Origin of the sequence: Sphingomonas phyllosphaerae (assembly GCA_036946405.1) — a bacterium.
GTDB classification, from domain to species: Bacteria; Pseudomonadota; Alphaproteobacteria; order Sphingomonadales; family Sphingomonadaceae; genus Sphingomonas; species Sphingomonas phyllosphaerae_D.
Genome location: JAQIJC010000001.1, coordinates 2977956 through 2994317, shown reverse-complemented (window position 1 = coordinate 2994317; position 16362 = coordinate 2977956). Strand labels below are relative to the sequence as shown.

General features: G+C 66.8%; 19 protein-coding genes, 1 tRNA gene and 2 pseudogenes. 13 read left to right on the top strand and 9 right to left on the bottom strand.

What is annotated here, in order from left to right:
• Positions 1-5: 5 nt before the first annotated feature.
• The 4 genes from PGN12_14070 to PGN12_14055 form a co-directional block, all read right to left on the bottom strand.
• Complete coding sequence (locus tag PGN12_14070) at positions 6-212, bottom strand: DUF2842 domain-containing protein (protein ID MEH3105014.1); 207 nt, start codon at positions 210-212, stop codon at positions 6-8.
• The gene (locus tag PGN12_14065) at positions 209-751 is read right to left on the bottom strand and encodes a 5-formyltetrahydrofolate cyclo-ligase (protein ID MEH3105013.1); all 543 of its coding nucleotides are present in this window, start codon (positions 749-751) and stop codon (positions 209-211) included. Before PGN12_14065 ends, PGN12_14070 begins: the two co-directional genes overlap by 4 nt.
• 198 nt (positions 752-949) lie before the next feature.
• A complete protein-coding gene (locus PGN12_14060; GenBank protein ID MEH3105012.1) occupies positions 950-1255 on the bottom strand; it encodes a cell division protein ZapA in 306 nt (101 codons plus the stop codon).
• On the bottom strand, positions 1255-1443 hold the full coding sequence (locus PGN12_14055) for a hypothetical protein (GenBank protein MEH3105011.1): 189 nt from the start codon (positions 1441-1443) through the stop codon (positions 1255-1257). The genes PGN12_14060 and PGN12_14055 overlap by 1 nt, the downstream gene beginning before the upstream one ends.
• Before the next feature lie 140 nt (positions 1444-1583).
• On the opposite strand from PGN12_14055, the gene gap reads away from it, so the two are divergent.
• From gap to PGN12_14040, 3 genes are read left to right on the top strand one after another with little or no spacing between them, the layout of a single operon-like run.
• The gene (gene gap, locus PGN12_14050; protein ID MEH3105010.1) at positions 1584-2585 is read left to right on the top strand and encodes a type I glyceraldehyde-3-phosphate dehydrogenase; all 1002 of its coding nucleotides are present in this window, start codon (positions 1584-1586) and stop codon (positions 2583-2585) included.
• Between the two features lie 16 nt (positions 2586-2601).
• Positions 2602-3060, top strand: a complete 459-nt coding sequence (locus PGN12_14045; protein MEH3105009.1) for an MOSC domain-containing protein — start codon at positions 2602-2604, stop codon at positions 3058-3060.
• A complete protein-coding gene (locus PGN12_14040; protein ID MEH3105008.1) occupies positions 3057-4247 on the top strand; it encodes a phosphoglycerate kinase in 1191 nt (396 codons plus the stop codon). The genes PGN12_14045 and PGN12_14040 overlap by 4 nt, the downstream gene beginning before the upstream one ends.
• 71 nt (positions 4248-4318) lie before the next feature.
• On the opposite strand, the gene PGN12_14035 is transcribed toward PGN12_14040, so the two are convergent.
• Positions 4319-4981 (bottom strand): alpha/beta hydrolase, encoded by a 663-nt coding sequence (locus PGN12_14035; protein MEH3105007.1) that lies wholly within the window; start codon positions 4979-4981, stop codon positions 4319-4321.
• A gap of 204 nt (positions 4982-5185) precedes the next feature.
• Here PGN12_14035 and PGN12_14030 point away from each other — a divergent pair, with 204 nt between their 5' ends.
• The 5 genes and pseudogenes from PGN12_14030 (at position 5186) to PGN12_14010 (ending at position 8202) form a co-directional block, all read left to right on the top strand.
• The gene (locus tag PGN12_14030; GenBank protein ID MEH3105006.1) at positions 5186-5929 is read left to right on the top strand and encodes a TlyA family RNA methyltransferase; all 744 of its coding nucleotides are present in this window, start codon (positions 5186-5188) and stop codon (positions 5927-5929) included.
• Between the two features lie 64 nt (positions 5930-5993).
• A pseudogene (locus PGN12_14025) lies at positions 5994-6549 on the top strand (tryptophan-rich sensory protein).
• 28 nt (positions 6550-6577) lie between these two features.
• Positions 6578-6838 carry an accessory factor UbiK family protein gene (locus PGN12_14020; protein ID MEH3105005.1) on the top strand — a complete coding sequence of 87 codons (261 nt, stop codon included), beginning with the start codon at positions 6578-6580 and terminating at the stop codon, positions 6836-6838.
• A gap of 64 nt (positions 6839-6902) precedes the next feature.
• Entirely contained in the window at positions 6903-7409 is a 507-nt protein-coding gene (locus tag PGN12_14015) for a YbjN domain-containing protein (protein ID MEH3105004.1), read from the top strand.
• Between the two features lie 7 nt (positions 7410-7416).
• A complete protein-coding gene (locus PGN12_14010; protein MEH3105003.1) occupies positions 7417-8202 on the top strand; it encodes an NAD(P)-binding domain-containing protein in 786 nt (261 codons plus the stop codon).
• Positions 8203-8345: 143 nt separating this feature from the next.
• Here the strand turns inward: PGN12_14010 and PGN12_14005 are convergent, their stop codons facing one another.
• Positions 8346-8834, bottom strand: a complete 489-nt coding sequence (locus tag PGN12_14005) for a helix-turn-helix domain-containing protein (GenBank protein MEH3105002.1) — start codon at positions 8832-8834, stop codon at positions 8346-8348.
• Between the two features lie 87 nt (positions 8835-8921).
• On the opposite strand from PGN12_14005, the gene PGN12_14000 reads away from it, so the two are divergent.
• Entirely contained in the window at positions 8922-10001 is a 1080-nt protein-coding gene (locus PGN12_14000; GenBank protein MEH3105001.1) for a branched-chain amino acid aminotransferase, read from the top strand.
• A 36-nt stretch (positions 10002-10037) separates the two neighbouring features.
• Positions 10038-10112 (top strand) — tRNA-Gln (locus PGN12_13995).
• Positions 10113-10280: 168 nt separating this feature from the next.
• On the opposite strand, the gene PGN12_13990 is transcribed toward PGN12_13995, so the two are convergent.
• Both PGN12_13990 and PGN12_13985 read right to left on the bottom strand, forming a co-directional pair.
• Positions 10281-11476 (bottom strand): IS3 family transposase gene (locus PGN12_13990; GenBank protein MEH3105000.1). Its coding sequence is split into 2 segments (ribosomal slippage): positions 10281-11143 and positions 11143-11476, totalling 1197 coding nucleotides; the frame shifts between segments, so codons are not numbered across the junction.
• A 120-nt stretch (positions 11477-11596) separates the two neighbouring features.
• A complete protein-coding gene (locus PGN12_13985) occupies positions 11597-12094 on the bottom strand; it encodes a hypothetical protein (protein ID MEH3104999.1) in 498 nt (165 codons plus the stop codon).
• A gap of 101 nt (positions 12095-12195) precedes the next feature.
• Between PGN12_13985 and PGN12_13980 the strand changes: the two are divergent.
• Positions 12196-12354: pseudogene (locus PGN12_13980) on the top strand (PepSY domain-containing protein).
• Positions 12355-12388: 34 nt separating this feature from the next.
• On the opposite strand, the gene PGN12_13975 reads toward PGN12_13980, so the two are convergent.
• On the bottom strand, positions 12389-13273 hold the full coding sequence (locus tag PGN12_13975) for an AraC family transcriptional regulator (GenBank protein ID MEH3104998.1): 885 nt from the start codon (positions 13271-13273) through the stop codon (positions 12389-12391).
• Between the two features lie 62 nt (positions 13274-13335).
• Between PGN12_13975 and PGN12_13970 the strand changes: the two genes are divergently transcribed.
• Together PGN12_13970 and PGN12_13965 are read left to right on the top strand one after the other, a co-directional pair.
• Positions 13336-15516, top strand: coding sequence for a TonB-dependent receptor (locus PGN12_13970; protein ID MEH3104997.1), 2181 nt, complete (start codon positions 13336-13338; stop codon positions 15514-15516).
• Complete coding sequence (locus PGN12_13965) at positions 15513-16355, top strand: class I SAM-dependent methyltransferase (protein MEH3104996.1); 843 nt, start codon at positions 15513-15515, stop codon at positions 16353-16355. The genes PGN12_13970 and PGN12_13965 overlap by 4 nt, the downstream gene beginning before the upstream one ends.
• Positions 16356-16362 lie beyond the last annotated feature (7 nt).

The window sequence follows — 16362 nt, the reverse complement described above, 5'->3', positions numbered from 1 at the left end:
CGACCTCAGCGCCAGCGTCCAGTCTCCATCCAGCGGAGCAGCGGCTTGAGCGGCGCGATCCAGATGATGCCGGTCACGACATAGAAGAGCAGCTGCACCGCGCCGTGCCAGCGGCCGATCGTCGCCGATAGCGAGGCGATGCCGACGCACCACACCAGGATCAGCAACAGGATGATGAGCATCCCGGTCGGCTTGCGCCACGAAGGTGTCATGCGGTGATCCACTCCAATTCGGTTGCGACGGCGTGCAACGGCACGTCCCACGGGTCGGCGGTCAGGCCGTCGATCATCTGCACGCTCCACGCCACGCCGATGCGGAGCGCGTCGGGGAAGGCGCTGAACGCACGGTCATAATGGCCCGCGCCCTGACCGAGCCGGTTGAGCGCACGATCGAACGCCACCAGCGGTGTCAGCACCACGTCCGGCGCGACCGGCGCGCCGTCGTGCGCCGGCTGGCGCAGTCCGAACGGGCCGTTTTGCAGGGGGCTGCCGTGCGCCCAGCGCAGGAACGAGAGCGGCGTCGCGCGGTCGATGACATGCGGCAAGGCGAGCGTGCATCCAGCTGCCAGCGCAGCCCGCTCCAGCTGCACGGGATCGGCCTCGCCGCCGATCGGAACATAGCTGGCGACGATCATCTCCGGCGCGAGCAGCGCCACGAACCGCGCATCGACACGGATCGGTGGGTGCGGCGCCGCGACGAAGGCGGCGCGGGCGGCGCGGGCGGCGGCGCGCAGAATCGTCTTGTCGCTCATCGGCTTACGATCGGGCTGATACGGGGGCGGGTGGCGGGACCGCCGTGGTCGTTTGCCGGATTATCCACTGACGCCCAGTACGTCAGGTGGGGATCATGTGCGTCGGGCCAGGGCCCGGGCAGGGACAACCCCCATGGATGATGAATAGCCTCAGGGATTTCTCTAGGCTCGTACCGGGCAGAACCCGCCGTCACCAACCTAGGCGCTCGGCAGCGTTTGCTCAAGGGCCGCGGCGATCGATTCGAGCCGCTCGGACAATCGATCGAGCGCCACGCCCTCCGGCGTTTCGGGTGGCGGCGCGTTGCGCGCGTCGATCAGCGCGTCGGCGACCATCAGCGCGGCGAGCAGCATCTGGCGATTGGCGCCGCCCGCGCCGGCGGCGCGGCGGGCCGTGTCCCAGCGTTCGTCGATCAGGGCGGCGGCTTCCTGCAACCGCGCTTCGCCACCGTCGCGACACGCAAGGTCGTAGTTGGTGTCGCCGATCCGGAGCGTAACGATCGCCATCAGCCCTGCGCCTCCGGCTCGGCCACATTGGCGATGATCGTGTCGAGCGCCGCCACGGCCTGCGCCATTGTCGCCTTCAGCGTGGCGTGTCGCCGTTCCAGCAACGCGTCGGCGGCGCGCCGCGCAGCAATCGCGTTTTCGACGCGGGTGATGGCGGCGTCCAGCCGGGCGATCGCGGGGTTATCCATGGGTCAACGCGATAGGATCGCGCGCGCGGCCCGACAAGTAGCTTGCGCGGCGGACGGTCGCTGCAGCGGGGCGGTTGACGGGTGCGCATCCACCTGCGCAAAAGCCGCCGCATCTGGACGGAATTGGCGGAGGACTGACGATGACGAAGGTTGCGATCAACGGCTTCGGGCGCATCGGCCGGCTTGTGGCGCGCGCGTTGCTGGAGCGCGGCAGCGAGCTGGAGCTGGTGGCGATCAACGACCTGGCCGACACCAAGTCCAACGCATGGCTGTTCAGCCGCGACAGCGTCCACGGCAAGTACGCCGGCACCGTCGAGGCCGACGGGCAGGACATGGTGATCGACGGCAAGCGCATCCGCGTCACCGCGGAGCGTGATCCCGCCAATCTGCCGCACAAGGAACTGGGCGTCGACATCGTGCTGGAATGCACGGGCTTCTTCACCGATCGCGCCAGCGCGCAGAAGCATATCGACGCGGGTGCGAAGAAGGTGCTGATCTCCGCGCCGGCCAAGGGCGTCGACATCACCGTCGTCTACGGCGTGAACCACGACAAGCTGGAGGCGGGACATACCATTGTTTCGAACGCGTCCTGCACCACCAACTGCCTCGCGCCGGTCGCCAAGGTGCTGAACGATGCCCTCGGCATCGAACGCGGCCTGATGACCACGATCCATGCTTATACCAACGATCAGAAGATCTTGGACCAGATCCACCCGGACCTGCGTCGTGCGCGCGCCGCGGCGATGAGCATGATCCCGACCACCACCGGCGCCGCGCGTGCGGTCGGCGAGGTGCTGCCCGAGCTGAAGGGCAAGCTGGACGGTTCGGCGGTGCGCGTACCGGTGCCGGACGGCAGCCTGGTCGACCTGACGTTCATGCCGGGGCGCGAGACGACCAAGGATGAGGTCAACGCGCTGCTCAAGGCGGCGGCGGACGGCCCGATGAAGGGCGTACTGCACTTTTCCGACGAGCCGTTGGTGTCGATCGACATCGTCCACACGCCGTATTCGTCGACCGTCGATAGCCTCGAAACTGCAGTGCTCGACGGCAAGCTGGTGCGCGTCGTCAGCTGGTACGACAATGAGTGGGGCTTCTCGAACCGCATGGTCGACACCGCCTCGGCGATGGCGAAGCTCGGCTGACGGCGGGAGGCGCGCGATGACGGGGGTGTTGCTCGGGATTGCGCGCCACGCCCGTTCGCGCGCGCCGATGGAGGTGGTCGATCATGTCGAGGTCACCGTGGAAGGCGGCCTCCATGGTGACTTCCGCGGCGCGATGCGCGGCAAGCCGTACAAGCGGCAGGTGACGCTGATCGAGCGCGGCGACTGGGCGGCGGCGATGGCCGAGGTCGGGCATACGATCGGCTGGGAAGAGCGGCGTGCCAACCTGCTGGTCGACGGCTTCGACCTGCCGCAGACCGCCGGGGTGCGCGTGCGGATCGGTGCGGAGGTCGTGCTCGAGATCACGCGCGAATGCGATCCGTGCGAGCGGATGGAAGCGCTGGCCGAGGGACTTCGCGCCGCGATGACGCCCGACTGGCGCGGCGGCGCGTGCGCGATGGTGATAAGCGGCGGCCGGATCGCGGTCGGCGACGAGATCAGGATGGAGGAAGCATGACCAAGTCGTTCCGGACGCTCGACGATATCGGCGATGTCACCGGCAAGCGCGTGCTGGTGCGCGAGGATCTGAACGTCCCGCTTCACGACGGGCAGGTCAGCGACGACACCCGGCTGCGCGCCACGGTGGCGACGGTCGCGGAGCTGGCCGACAAGGGTGCGATCGTGCTGGTGCTGGCGCATTTCGGACGGCCCAAGGGCGTGCCCTCGCCCGAGCTGTCGCTGGCGCAGATCGTAAAGCCCTATGAGGCGGTGCTCGGCCGTCCTGTGCGATACATTGACTGGGAAGGCGCAGCCGATGCGATCGCGGCGCTCCAGCCGGGTGACATCGGCGTGCTGGAGAATACGCGTTTCTTCGGTGGAGAAGAGAAGAACGATTCGGCGGTGATCGAGCGGTTTGCGGCGCTTGGCGACCTGTACGTCAACGACGCCTTCTCCGCGGCGCATCGCGCGCATGCCTCGACCGAGGGGCTGGCGCACAAGCTGCCCGCCTTTGCAGGCCGTGCGATGGAAGCGGAGCTGGATGCGCTCGAAAAGGCGCTCGGCAAGCCCGAGCATCCGGTCGCCGCGGTGGTTGGCGGCGCGAAGGTGTCGACCAAGCTGGCGGTGCTCAAGCATCTGGTCACGCGCGTCGATCACCTCATCATCGGCGGTGGCATGGCCAACACCTTCCTCGCGGCGCGCGGTGTGGATGTCGGCAAGAGCCTGTGCGAGCACGAGCTGACCGGCACCGCCGACGAAATCTTCGACGCCGCCGAGGCAGCGGGCTGCACGATCCATTTGCCGTATGACGTTGTCGTCGCGAAGGAATTCAAAGCAAACCCACCGACGCGCACCGTCAATGTTCACGAAGTTGCCGCAGACGAGATGATCCTTGACATCGGTCCGGCGGCGACCGAGTCGCTGGGCGACGTGCTCAAGAACTGCCGGACGCTCGTGTGGAACGGCCCGCTCGGCGCCTTCGAGACGCCGCCGTTCGATACGGCGACGGTGGCGCTGGCCCGCACCGCGGCAGCGCTGACCAAGGAAGGCGGGCTGGTGTCGGTTGCGGGCGGCGGCGACACGGTCGCCGCGCTTAATCAGGCGGGTGTAGGCGATTCCTTCACCTTCGTCTCGACGGCGGGTGGCGCGTTCCTCGAATGGATGGAAGGCCGTGAGCTGCCGGGCGTAGCGGCGCTCGCGCGGTAAAGCCGTTTACCGTCGCCCCGGATCAGGTTCGGGGCGACGGCATTCGACACATCGTTTCGGCAAGACGTAGCTCAGGCGTGGAGGCGGCGATCGTCGTCCGTACGCCGCGAAAGGATCGCGCGTGCATCGCCCGGCGAGCGAACCTCGCCATGAGGGCCACCCGCCGCCGCAATCACCCGGTCGAGCAGTTCCAGCCCCTCCGGCCAATGTCCCAGACCGCTGGCGGCGTTGATATGACCATAGGCGCCATAATCGATGAAATGGCTGCCCCAATCGACCGCCATGCTGTGTGCGCGCTCGATCGAAACCCATGGGTCGTCGGTCGAGGCGACCAGGATCGACGGGAACGGCAGCGCGAGCTTCGGCGCGGGAGCGAACGGCGCCAATTCACTCGCGACGCCAGCACGATCGACGTCGGCCGGGGCGATCAGCAGTGCGCCGGCGACGGGCCAGCCATAAGGCTGCGGGCTCATCGAGGCCCACCAGGCGATCGCGACGCAGCCCAGGCTATGTCCGACGAGGATCACCGGCGCGCGGGCCGACGCGACCGCCTGATCGATCTTGGTCACCCAGCTGTTGCGATGCGGACGATCCCACATGCCCAGTTCGATACGGGCGGTATCCGGGCGACTGCGCTCCCACAACGTCTGCCAATGCGCAGGGCCCGATCCGCCAAGCCCGGGAACGGTCAGCACGGTCGGCTGAACCGACAAATCGTAGTTGGCATGTCCCATGACGTACCTCCTGTTGCGTGCAATCGGGGCGAGGCCGCGGCTCAGTCTAGGGGTCGGGCGCGCCGCGGCCTCGATTGCACAGGTAATCCCTATTAGATCGATGGGCAATCGTGCAGCGCAGCAAATCGCACGGGATGAGCGGTGGGGGCGACGAGGCGTTGTCGCCGCTTGCGGTGGCGCGTCGTGCGCGCGATAGCGGCGGCCATGTCAGCGCCAACCAAACAGCGGGTCGACCAGTTGCTGGTGGATCGCGGGCTCGCCGAGTCGCGCACCCGCGCGCAGGCTTTGGTGATGGCGGGGCTCGTCTTCGCGGGTGAGCGCAAGATCGAGAAGCCGGGGCAGCCGGTCGCCGTCGATACCCTGCTGGATGTTCGCGGGCGCGACCATCCGTGGGTGTCGCGTGGTGGGATCAAGTTGGCGCACGGGCTCGATCACTTCGGCTGGGACGTCGCCGACGCCGTGGCGATCGACGTCGGTTCGTCGACCGGCGGCTTTACCGACGTGCTGCTCACGCGCGGCGCGGCGCGCGTCTACGCCGTCGACAGCGGCACCAACCAGCTCGCATGGAAGCTGCGCCAGGACGAACGGGTGATCGTCCACGAACAGACCAGCGCGCGCGTCCTCACTGCCGCGCATATTCCCGAGCCCGTCGATCTGGTCGTCTGCGACGCCAGCTTCATCGGCCTGGCCAAGGTGCTGGAGGTGCCGCTCGGCTTCGTCCGCGAGGCCGCGCGCGCGCTGGTGCTGGTCAAACCGCAATTCGAAGCCGGGCGGGGCGAGGTCGGGAAGGGCGGGGTGGTCCGCGATCCCGCGATCCACGCGCGGGTTTGCGGCGAGGTTGCCGCGTGGTTCGCCGACCGCGGCTGGCGGGTCGAGGGCGTGGCCGAAAGCCCGATCACCGGGCCGGAGGGCAATGTCGAGTTCCTCCTGGCGGCGCATCGCGGTTGAACCTGTCGCTTTCTGAAGCGCTTTGCGCAGTGTCGGTGCGACCACACGGAACGAGGGAGTGAGCATGGGCGAGTTGGCGTCGAAAGGGCAGCTGCGGGCATCGTTTTTTCCGCTATGCGGCGGTCACCGTCCCGGCGGTGCTGTTGCTTGGCTTCCTTTCCGGACGCACCGTGCCGTCCGGCGACCAGAATGGCTGGTATGCCGTGCTCGCCAAGCCCGAGATCACGCCGCCCGGCTGGGCATTTCCGGTCGTCTGGTCGGTGCTCTACGTCCTGCTCGGACTTGCTCTCGCGCTGGTCCTCAGCGCGCGCGGTGCGCGTCTGCGCGGGCTGGGCATCGCCCTGTTCATCGCGCAACTGGCGGGCAATCTCGCATGGACGCCGCTGTTCTTCGGCGCGCATCGTGTCGCGGCGGCGTTCCTGCTGATCGTCGCCATCTTCGGCCTTTCGGTGCTGACGACGATCGTCTTCGCGCAGATCCGCCGCGTCGCTGCATGGTTGATGGTGCCGTATCTGGCGTGGCTGTGCGTCGCCGGTGCGCTCAACTGGCAAATCGATCGGCTCAATCCGGATGCGGAACGGGTTGTGCAAGCGCCTGCGGCATCCCAAGTGATCCGCTGACCCTTTTGCTCACGCAGGACGATTCGCCATGCAATCCGAGAACCCCCTGTTCGGCGACGTCGCCAAGCTGTTCAACGGCGCCGCCGGTACGATCGCGGGCATGGGCCGCGAGGCCGAGGCCAACGCCCGTGCCCGCGCCCGCGAATGGATCGGCGGGCTCGACTTCATCACGCGCGAGGAGTTCGAGGCGGTGAAGGCGATGGCGGTCGCCGCGCGGGACGAGAACGACGCGCTGCGTGCACGGATCGAGAAGCTCGAGGCTGCGCTGGCAGCCCGGCCGACCGCCTGATCCTTCCTTTGCCCAGATCGCTGCCGGGGATGACGCACGACGACGGTCGTGCGATAAGATCGTGATGCTTGACGAAGCCGACCAATTTGCCGAGCCAGAGGCACCGCTCGACACGCTCGAATCCTATTTCGTCGCGCACGGCTGGCCGTGCGAGCGGAACGAGGACGAGATCACCGCCACCATAAAGGGCAGCTGGACCGAATATGAGCTTCGCGCATTGTGGCGCGAGGACGATGGCGTGGTGCAGATGCTCGCCTTTCCGGACGTCAAGGTCGCGGAGGGGCGGCGCGGCAAGATCTATGAGACGCTCGGGCTCATCAACGAACAATTGTGGCTCGGTCATTTCGAGATGTGGTCGTCGAGCGGGATCCTGCTCTATCGCTGCGCGACCGCGATCGAGACGCGCGAGGGCGAGGCGACGATGTCGCTGGCGACCGCCGAACTATTGATCGATTCGGCGATCGACGAGTGCGAGCGCTTCTATCCGGTGTTCCAGTTCGTGCTGTGGGGCGGCAAGTCGCCCGCCGAGGCGATCGCCGCGGCGATGGTCGAGACGCAGGGCGAGGCCTGAAGCGCCGATGCGACTGTGGATGATCGGATGCGGCAACATGGCGTCGGCGATGTTGCGGCGCTGGCTGGAGAGCGGCGTCGTGGCGGCCGCCGATGTCGATGTCGTCAACCGGCAGGATCGCGTGCTGCCCGGCAACGTACGACAGGCGCGGCACCTGCCCGATGGTCCGCCGCCCGACATCGTCATCTTGGGGATCAAGCCGCAGCAGCTTGACGAGGTCGCTGCGGTTCATCGGGAGCGGGTGCGGGAAGTTCCGCTGTTGGTGTCGATGCTTGCCGGCCCCGATCCCGCGCGGCTATCCGCCGCCTTTCCCGGCCCGGTCACGATCCAGACGATGCCGAACCTTCCGGTCGAACTCGGGCGCGGGGTCGTCGCGATCCATGCGCCCGCCGCGCCAGCCGATGCGCGGGCGACGGTCGGTCGGCTGATGAAGCCGCTGGGCCTGGTCGAGTGGTTCGACGATCCCGCGCGCTTTGCCGCCGCTGGCGCGCTGTCAGGTTGTGGGCCGGCGTTCCTGTTCCGCTTCGTCGATGCGCTGGCCGCCGGCGGGATCGCGATCGGCCTCGACCCGGCACAGGCTGCGGCGGTGGCGCTGGCGACCGTCGAGGGGGCGGCGGCGATGGCGGCCGCGAGCGACCGCTCACCCGGTGCGCTGGCGGATGCGGTGGCCAGCCCCGGCGGGATGACCCGCGCCGGCCTGAACGTGCTTGATGAGGCCGGAGGGCTCGTGCCGTTACTGGAGCGGACGCTTTCAGCTTCGGCGATGCGCGGGGCGGAAATGGCGAAGGTTTAGGCGCTTCTCGTCACCCCGCTGCGATCCGGGCTTGTTCGGCGGCTCGCCCGGCTGAAACCCGTTCGTCCTGAGCTTGTCGAAGGGCGTGTTCCGGGCACGTACTTCGACAGGCTCAGCACGAACGGTGCTGGTCGATCTGCCCGCTACCCGCGCAACGCCTCGACCCGCGCGATCTCGTCATCGGGGATCAGGCCCTCCAGCACCGCCCAGAAGCCCGTTACCGCGCCCTGTCCGGCGCGCGAATAGGCCGCAGACAGTTTCTCGCGCAGCGCTTCGTACAGGCTGCTTTCCAGCGCGACGCCGTCGGGGGTCAGTCGCAGCAGGCGCTGGCGGCGGTCGCGGTCGCCTGCGCGTGTTTCGACCAGTCCGCGCTCCATCAACTCGTTGAGAACGCGTCCCAAAGACTGTTTGGTGATCGCTAGCAGCGCAAGCAGATCGCTGACCGGCATATCGGGCTTGCGCGCGATGAAGTAGAGTGCGCGGTGGTGCGCGCGACCAAGCCCCTGTCGCGCAAGGCCGCGATCGATCGATCGGGTGATGTGCGCGTTGCCGAAATACAGCAGCTCCAGCCCGCGACGAATCTCGGTTTCGCGCAGGAAAAGCGGCGAGGCGGAATGCGTTGAGGCAGCCATGTTGACCCGCTTTGCCATCCGCCCTAGGCCGCTGCAACCCCGGCACGTCGACCAAATGGTTGCGCGCCCGTGATCTTTGGAGGTCCTGTGAACTTCGCGTTCGAACCGCATCCGTCGCCCGTTTCCGCCAATGAGCGCGCCGCGCGGCTGGTCGATCCCGGTTTCGGGCGCGTGTTCACGGACCATATGGCGGTGCTCCATTATTCCGAAGGACGGGGCTGGCACGACGGGCGGATTTCGCAGCGGATGCCGCTGACCATGGATCCGGCGTCGTCGGTGCTCCATTATGCGCAGGAAATTTTCGAGGGGCTGAAGGCCTATCGACTTGAGGATGGCGGACTTGCGCTGTTCCGTCCCGATGCCAACGCCCGCCGCTTCAATGCCTCGGCGCAGCGGATGGCGATGCCCGCGCTGCCGGAGGAACTGTTCCTCGAGTCGGTCGAGCGGCTCGTCCTGACCGAGCGCGAGTGGATGCCGAGCGTCGAGGGCGGTTCTCTGTACCTGCGTCCGTTCATGATCGCGTCGGAGGCGTTCCTCGGCGTCAAGCCCTCGGCCGAATATCTTTACATGGTGCTGGCCTCGTCGGTCGGCGCCTATTGGAAGGGGGGCGCGCGCGCAGTGTCGCTGTGGGTGAGCCACGACTATACGCGCGCGGCGCCGGGCGGCACCGGGGCCGCCAAATGCGGGGGCAATTACGCCACCAGCCTGATCGCGCAGCAGGAAGCGATCCGCCGCGGCTATGATCAGGTCGTGTTCCTCGATGCTGCCGAGCGGCGCTGGATCGAGGAACTGGGCGGCATGAACATCTTCTTCGTCTTCGAGGACGGTTCGCTGCGTACTCCGCCGCTGACCGGCACGATCCTGCCCGGCATCACGCGGGACTCGATCCTCCGGATCGCGCGCGATCAGGGGCTTGCGGTACAGGAAGCGCCGTACGCGATCGAGGACTGGCGCGCCGATGCGGCAAGCGGCCGGCTGGTCGAGAGTTTCGCGTGCGGCACGGCGGCAGTGGTGACACCGATCGGCCGGGTCGCGGGACCGGACTATGACTTCACGATCGGCAGCGGCGGCACCGGCCAGCTTACCGCGCATTTTCTCGAGCGGCTCAGCGCGATCCAGCGCGGCCGCGCCGAAGATTCGCACGGCTGGTTGCATCGTATCGGTTGAGCTTTCCCGCGCGCCCCGCTAAGGCGCGCGGCTCGTTGGGGCGTCGCCAAGCGGTAAGGCACCGGTTTTTGGTACCGGCATTCGCAGGTTCGAATCCTGCCGCCCCAGCCAATTCGCACCTAAGGACTTGATCTCGCTGGCTTCTCGCTCGTGAGACGGAACGATTGTGCCATCGACTGTGCCAATCGTCTGTCCGGAAGGTCGGATGCTCCGTGGCCTCGGTCCAGCATGTCTATCGCCGCGGCGCTGATCTTCCCTCGGTTTGACGGACACGCTGGGTTAGCCGGTCATGCGCTGCTCGGCTTGCTCGGGGGTTAGATATCCGAGGGCCGAATGCATCCGATGCCGATTGTAGTAGCCTTCGATGTATCCGAACAGCGCCTGTCGGGCTTCCGACTGGGTCGCCCATCGGCATTGATGGACCAGCTCGACCTTCAGGGTGTGGAAGAAACTTTCCATCGGGGCATTATCGTAGCAATTGCCGGTGCGGCTCATCGAGGGCACGGCGCGGTTCGCCGACAGGGAATCGACATAGGCCCCGGCTGCGTATTGCGACGCTCGATCCGAGTGGCAGATGAGGCCGGGCGCCGGACGCTGCCGCTGAGCGGCCATCATCATCGCCGCGAGCGGCAGTTCGGTTCGCATGTGATCGCGCATCGACCAACCAACGATCTTGCGTGTCGCCAGGTCGAGTACCGCGGCCAGATACAGCCAGCCCTCGCCGGTCGCGATGTAGGTGATGTCGGCAAGCCAGATCTGGTCCGGTGCGGTTGCCACGAAGCACTGCGCCAGCAGGTTCGGCGCGATCGGCAGATAGTGGCGGCTGTCGGTCGTGCAGGGCCGGAACCGGCGGCCTGCCAGCGCGCGGATCCGATGGCGGCGCATCAGCCGTTCAACGCGGCCACGGCTGCACTGATAGCCCTCCGCCCGCAGGGCGGCATGTATCCTCGGCGAGCCGTCTCGTCCATGATGGCGCGCCTGAAGGCGGCGGACATCTTGCAGCAGGGCCAGGTTTGCTGTCGTCCGAGCGCTCGGTGCGCGACTACGCCAGTCGTAAAAGCCGCTGCGCGACACGCCGAGCATGCGGCACATGACGTTCACCGGCCAGGTGGACGCATGCTGCTCGATAAAGGCGAACTTCCCGCGGCATCTCCGCAAAGCCTGTCCTGAGCGAAGTCGAAGGGATGCCGACGGCTTTTTTTAAGATGTCGCGCACGGTCCAGCTCGCGCCGCAACCGCGCAATCTCGGACGCCTGATCCGCTGGCGACGCCATGGTCGATACTGGCGGCTTCGCCGCCGGGCTTGCCGGCGGGGCGCTGCTCTCCTGCTGCTTTCGCTGCCAGCGACGCAGCATCGTCGGCATGATCCCCAGCTCCGCCGCCACCTCGGTCTGCAAGCGACCGCTCGTCTCCCACAGCGCCACCGCCTCGCGCTTGAACTCGTCCGTGAACCGACGTTTTGTCGTACTCGCCATCATGCACCTCCTGGCCCGGAGAGCCTATCATCGGTGTCGGTCAAAACGGGGGAAGATCAAACCTGGGCTCTTCATCCATACTGGCCGTACCGGCGGGATGAGCCGCGACATCTGTGCGGATCATGCCGCAGTGGAGATACTCTGGGGCCGGTGGCCGCTGGCGCTGGTTATCGGCGCGTCGTCTACGACCGGCGGGAGGGCGAAGTGAGGGGCAGGGCGATCCTGCTCGTCGTCCTCATGGGTGCAGCTCCCGGCACCGCGCTCGCGCGGCCGCAGGGGCGAGCGGCAGTTGTGGAAGAGCGTGTGATCGCGCGCTGCATTCATCAGGCCGCCGTCGGCAAGCCTTGGCTGGAGAGGACCTTGGCGGCGCTCCGGACGCAGGAAGGCGGCTGGATCGGAGCTTACGTGCGCAACCAAAACGGTAGCCGGGACCTCAGTCTCATGCAGATCAACAGTTGGTAGGTGCCGAGATTTGCCAAATTGTTTGGCCGACCGCAAAGAGATGTTGAACAATAACTCCAGCAGGATGCCTGCTTCAGTGTCGAGGCCGCTCGATACATCCTGCTTAAGGATCTCGACCGCTACGGTGGCATATGGAACGCTATCGGACGTTTTCATCGTCCCCGGTTGTGGCGGCAGCAGCAGTATACGGTCGCCGTTTCAAGGCGTCTTCGTAATGATCGTCTCGGCATGCCCGGCTCCGCCTTGCCGCCGATGCGGTCACCCAATGGGCCAATCTGTTGCACCGGGACGAAGTCTTCGGACTGGTCTATCGCATCTTCGCTTCGATCTTCGGCGTGACGGTCGTGATCCTCAGCGTCACGGGTGTTGCGATCTGGATGAAGAAGTGTTCCGCGCGTCTGCGGGTCAAGCGGTGACGCGCGCCCGATATTCGAGGCCGGCAACCAGCGGTCATGCATCTGCCTGCCACCGCGACGGCGCCATCCCGTGCAAGCGGCGGAAGGCGGCGGCGAACTTGCTGGCATTGGCATAGCCGACCCGGCTCGCCACCCACGTCACCGTCAGGCCGCCGGCGAGCAACCGCGCGGCTTCCTCCATGCGGCATCGGGTCAGCCAGGCGAACGGCGCCAGGCCGGTGCGCGCACGCATCGCGCGGGTGAAGCCACTCGGGTCCATACCCGCCGCTGCCGCCAGTTCGGCAACCGATAGATCGTCACCAAGCCGCCCCCGGACCTGATCGACCAGCCGGTCATATCGAGCTTGCGACAATGGGCGGACCGCCCGGCGGTTCGACGGCGTACTGTGCAACTCGTTCAGCCTGTTCAGCACCAGCGCGATGCCATGCTCGAAAAAGGCGGTCGTGGTGCCGTGCACATCGGCCTCGTGATGCAGGGCGGTCAGCACCGAGACGATTAGCGCGTCGTCGTGGAATCGGCTTGCCAGATCATGGACTCGATCCCTGTCGATCGCGTCGGTCACGATCGCCAACCCGATCATCTCGGTCGCGCCACAGGCGGCAAAGCCGGTGCAATCCGGCGGCGTGATCGTCAGGGTGCCGCGACGCCACAGCCCCTCCAGCCGCGTCGTGCCCGCGCTTTGCACAAGCCGGGTTCCCGCGCCCAGGCAAAGCCCGACCCGCAGATGCGGGCCGTTTTCGATGGGCCCTTCGAACGCGGGATAACGGGCATGAAGGAGCAGACCGGTCTGATTCGATAACCGATGCGCCGCGCCGCCGGAGCCGACATGACCTGCGATCGCGAGCTGTTCTGTGAGGGCCGCCGGAATAATTCGCGGATCGGAGCGATTGGTCGCGGATCGGAGCGGCGTAGCAGGCATGAGACCTTATACCATGCGAACAATTCGCAACAAGCGCGCTGCTCAGCGCAAAATGGGGGATCATGCGCTTTCTGTCTCTTTACGTCGTCTCGTCAGTCGCCATCGCCTGCTCGCTGCCGTTTTCAGCCCAGGCGCAGGACGCGACAGCCGCGCCGGAGTCGCCAACGGACATCGTCGTCACCGGCACCCGCCGCGACACGAAGCTGCAGGATGCGGACGTGTCCGTCACGGTCCTCGACCGCAAGGCACTGGACGAGGCGCGCATCCGCGACGTCCGCCAACTCGATGCGGCGGTGCCCAATGTCCAGTTCAACGAAAGCGGCCAGCTGGGCAGCACCTTCATTTCGATCCGCGGGATCGAGTCCAATCCGTTCATCGTCAACCGCGCGGCAGTCTATATCGACGGCATTCCGTTCCGTGAGCTGTCCAATGCCGTCCTCAATCAGGTGGAATCGGTCGAGGTGCTGCGCGGGCCGCAGGCGACGCTCTACGGCGCGAACAGCGAGTCGGGCCTGATCGTCATCAACACGCGCGCGCCGACCGATCATGTGGTGGCGGAGGCGCGCGGCACCGGCACCGGCTATCGCGGCGGGATCAACGGCGCGGTGGACGGCTTTCTCGGCGGTCCGCTCGGCGAGGGGCTGGCGGGATCGGTGGCGTGGAAAGCGGCGCAGGGCGACAGCTTCCTGCCCAACCGCCAGCCCGGCCAACCCGGCGGGTCGCTGCGGGAGCTGTTCCTGCAGGGCCGCCTGCGCTGGCATCCGGTCGACGCGCTGACCGTCAACGGCACCGCCTATATCCTCGACAAGCACGCGCCCGGCATTTTCGACCAGCAATATGTCCCGCTCGATATCGAGCTCTACAATCGCAGCTATGCCGATCGCTTCAACGGCGGGCGGCGGATCGGGCGTTTCGATTATCTGGAGGATGCCCCGAAGCTGACGACCCAGCGCGAGATCGTGTCCGGCCTGTCCGCCAGCTATGATCCGGGTTACGGCACGATCGATCTGGCGCTGTCCTATCGCCACTTCCAGAGCGACGCGAAGGGGCTGGACTTCGACTTCACCGCACTGCCGACCGTCGCCGGTCAGGATGCCAAGAAGCGCGATTTCTACAATGCCGAGCTGCGCTTCGCCTCGCCCGCGAGCGAACCGTTCAACTATATCGTCGGCGTCACCCATTATCGCGAGGACGACGACCGCTTCCAGACGACTTTTCTCGGCGTCGGGACGCTTGCCAGCTACCAGCCCGCGCCGCATCAATTCGCCCATTCGCGCGACTGGGGCGTGTTCGGCTCGGCCAATTGGTCGCCGCTGTTCCTGCCGGCCCTGACATTGAGCGCCGGTATCCGCTACGATCATGCCCATCGCACGGCGAAGCAGAATGCCGGGCAGCTCGATCTGGGCGGTGGCAGCCTGTTCATATATCGGGACGCCGAACTGGGCGGTGATTTCCACGCCGTGCTGCCGCGCTTCTCCATCCGCTACAAGGCGTCGCCGCAGCTCACCTTCTACGCCAATGCCGCCAAGGGCTATATCCCCGGCGGTTTCAACCTGACCGCGGCGCAGGCCAATCTGTCCGACGACATATTGCGCTTCGCGTCGGAGACGATGTGGAGCCGCGAGGGCGGGTTCAAATGGCGCTCGGCGGACGGCAGGCTGCGGCTGGCGGGGGCGGGCTTCTATATCCGTTCGAACAACTGGCAGGAAATCCAGGTCGCCGCCGACGCCAATGGCCGGATCATCTCGTCGGACTATATTGGCGCGAACGCCTCGATCGACAGCAAGGGGTTCGAGCTGGAAGCCTCGGCCGATCCGGTGCGCGGGCTGACGCTGACCGCCAATCTCGGCTATTCGGACGCGCGCTACCGCGACCTTCAGGTCAATGCGACCACCAATGTGCGCGGCCGTCGCGTCAAGCTGGTGCCCGCCTATGATGGCTATCTCGCCGCGCGCTATCAATTGCCCGGTGGCCTGTTCGCGCGCGGCGAAGTGTCGTTGACCGGCAAGGAGGCGCTCGAAAGCCTCGGGCAGGCGGTGCAGGGCGCGACGCAGACGGTCGGATTGCAGGCGGGCTATGAAGGACCGCGCTGGTCGGCGCGGGCCTTTGTCGAAAACCTGACCGACGTCCGCCGCGCCTCGGGTCTCGCCTTCCGCAACCTGGCGTTCGGCAATGACGGCAATTGGTATGCGCCGGTCGGCCGCGGGCGACAGGCGGGCGTCGAATTGGGATGGAAGCTGTGACCGCGATCGCTGGGCAACTCTCGCCACAACTTTCCGGCGTGCCGGAAACCCTGTTGATCACGCTCGCCGCGCGGCTGGTGGCGGCGCGGGACAATCCCGACCTCGGCTTCGTCGATCCGGCGGCGCAGGTGGTGGGCGAGGCGCTCGCCTTCGACCCCGCCCGCTTCGCCGGGGACCGGGCCAGTATGCGCGGATCGATCGTCCGTTCGCTGTGGTTCGATGGCGTCGCGCGGCAATTCGTGACGGAGTATCCGCATGGCCTCGTCGTCTCGGTCGGGTCTGGCCTCGACACCCGCGCCAACCGGATCGTGCCGCCGCCGGGCATTACGTGGATCGACATCGACTTCGCCGAAGTCGTCGCCTTGCGTGAGGCGCTGGTGCCTTCGTTGCCCAACGTCCGACACCTCGCCGGTGACGGCATCGAGGTCGCGGAATGGACGAAGCGCGTGGACTGGGAACAAGGCAGGCCGCTTCTGGTGCTGGCCGAGGGCGTCTCCATGTATCTCGATCCGGGCCGGGGAGAGGCGTGGGTCCGCGATCTGGTGGAGGAAGCCCGACACCGAGCATCGCCGCTGACCTTTGCGCTCGACCTCGCCTCGCCGCTGATGGCGCGGCACGGACGGCGCAACCCCAGCGTGGGCAAGACGACGGCCGCCTTCTTGTGGGGCGTACCAAGCCCCGCCGACCTGTCGCGGCTTGCGCCAAGATTGACGCTGGCTGCGATCTATGACGTCGCGAGCCGATCCGGGGCCATGTCGTATATCATCAGCAATCTGTACAGGTTGGTCACCGGGCGGCCCGTATATAGCTGCGCGTTGTTCACATCCGCCGCGCCGTAGCGCCGAG

Bases quoted from the DNA above. Each gene is read 5' to 3' on its own strand.
- PGN12_14035 (MEH3105007.1), bottom strand. From the start codon at position 4,981: ATGGGACATGCCAACTACGATTTGTCGGTTCAGCCGACCGTGCTGACC.
- PGN12_14020 (MEH3105005.1), top strand. From the start codon at position 6,578: ATGCAATCCGAGAACCCCCTGTTCGGCGACGTCGCCAAGCTGTTCAAC.
- gap (MEH3105010.1), top strand. From the start codon at position 1,584: ATGACGAAGGTTGCGATCAACGGCTTCGGGCGCATCGGCCGGCTTGTG.
- PGN12_14070 (MEH3105014.1), bottom strand. From the start codon at position 212: ATGACACCTTCGTGGCGCAAGCCGACCGGGATGCTCATCATCCTGTTG.
- PGN12_14005 (MEH3105002.1), bottom strand. From the start codon at position 8,834: ATGGCTGCCTCAACGCATTCCGCCTCGCCGCTTTTCCTGCGCGAAACC.
- PGN12_13970 (MEH3104997.1), top strand. From the start codon at position 13,336: ATGCGCTTTCTGTCTCTTTACGTCGTCTCGTCAGTCGCCATCGCCTGC.
- PGN12_14010 (MEH3105003.1), top strand. From the start codon at position 7,417: ATGCGACTGTGGATGATCGGATGCGGCAACATGGCGTCGGCGATGTTG.
- PGN12_14055 (MEH3105011.1), bottom strand. From the start codon at position 1,443: ATGGATAACCCCGCGATCGCCCGGCTGGACGCCGCCATCACCCGCGTC.
- PGN12_14045 (MEH3105009.1), top strand. From the start codon at position 2,602: ATGACGGGGGTGTTGCTCGGGATTGCGCGCCACGCCCGTTCGCGCGCG.
- PGN12_14030 (MEH3105006.1), top strand. From the start codon at position 5,186: ATGTCAGCGCCAACCAAACAGCGGGTCGACCAGTTGCTGGTGGATCGC.
- PGN12_13985 (MEH3104999.1), bottom strand. From the start codon at position 12,094: ATGAAAACGTCCGATAGCGTTCCATATGCCACCGTAGCGGTCGAGATC.
- PGN12_14065 (MEH3105013.1), bottom strand. From the start codon at position 751: ATGAGCGACAAGACGATTCTGCGCGCCGCCGCCCGCGCCGCCCGCGCC.
- PGN12_14060 (MEH3105012.1), bottom strand. From the start codon at position 1,255: ATGGCGATCGTTACGCTCCGGATCGGCGACACCAACTACGACCTTGCG.
- PGN12_14015 (MEH3105004.1), top strand. From the start codon at position 6,903: ATGCTTGACGAAGCCGACCAATTTGCCGAGCCAGAGGCACCGCTCGAC.
- PGN12_13975 (MEH3104998.1), bottom strand. From the start codon at position 13,273: ATGCCTGCTACGCCGCTCCGATCCGCGACCAATCGCTCCGATCCGCGA.
- PGN12_14040 (MEH3105008.1), top strand. From the start codon at position 3,057: ATGACCAAGTCGTTCCGGACGCTCGACGATATCGGCGATGTCACCGGC.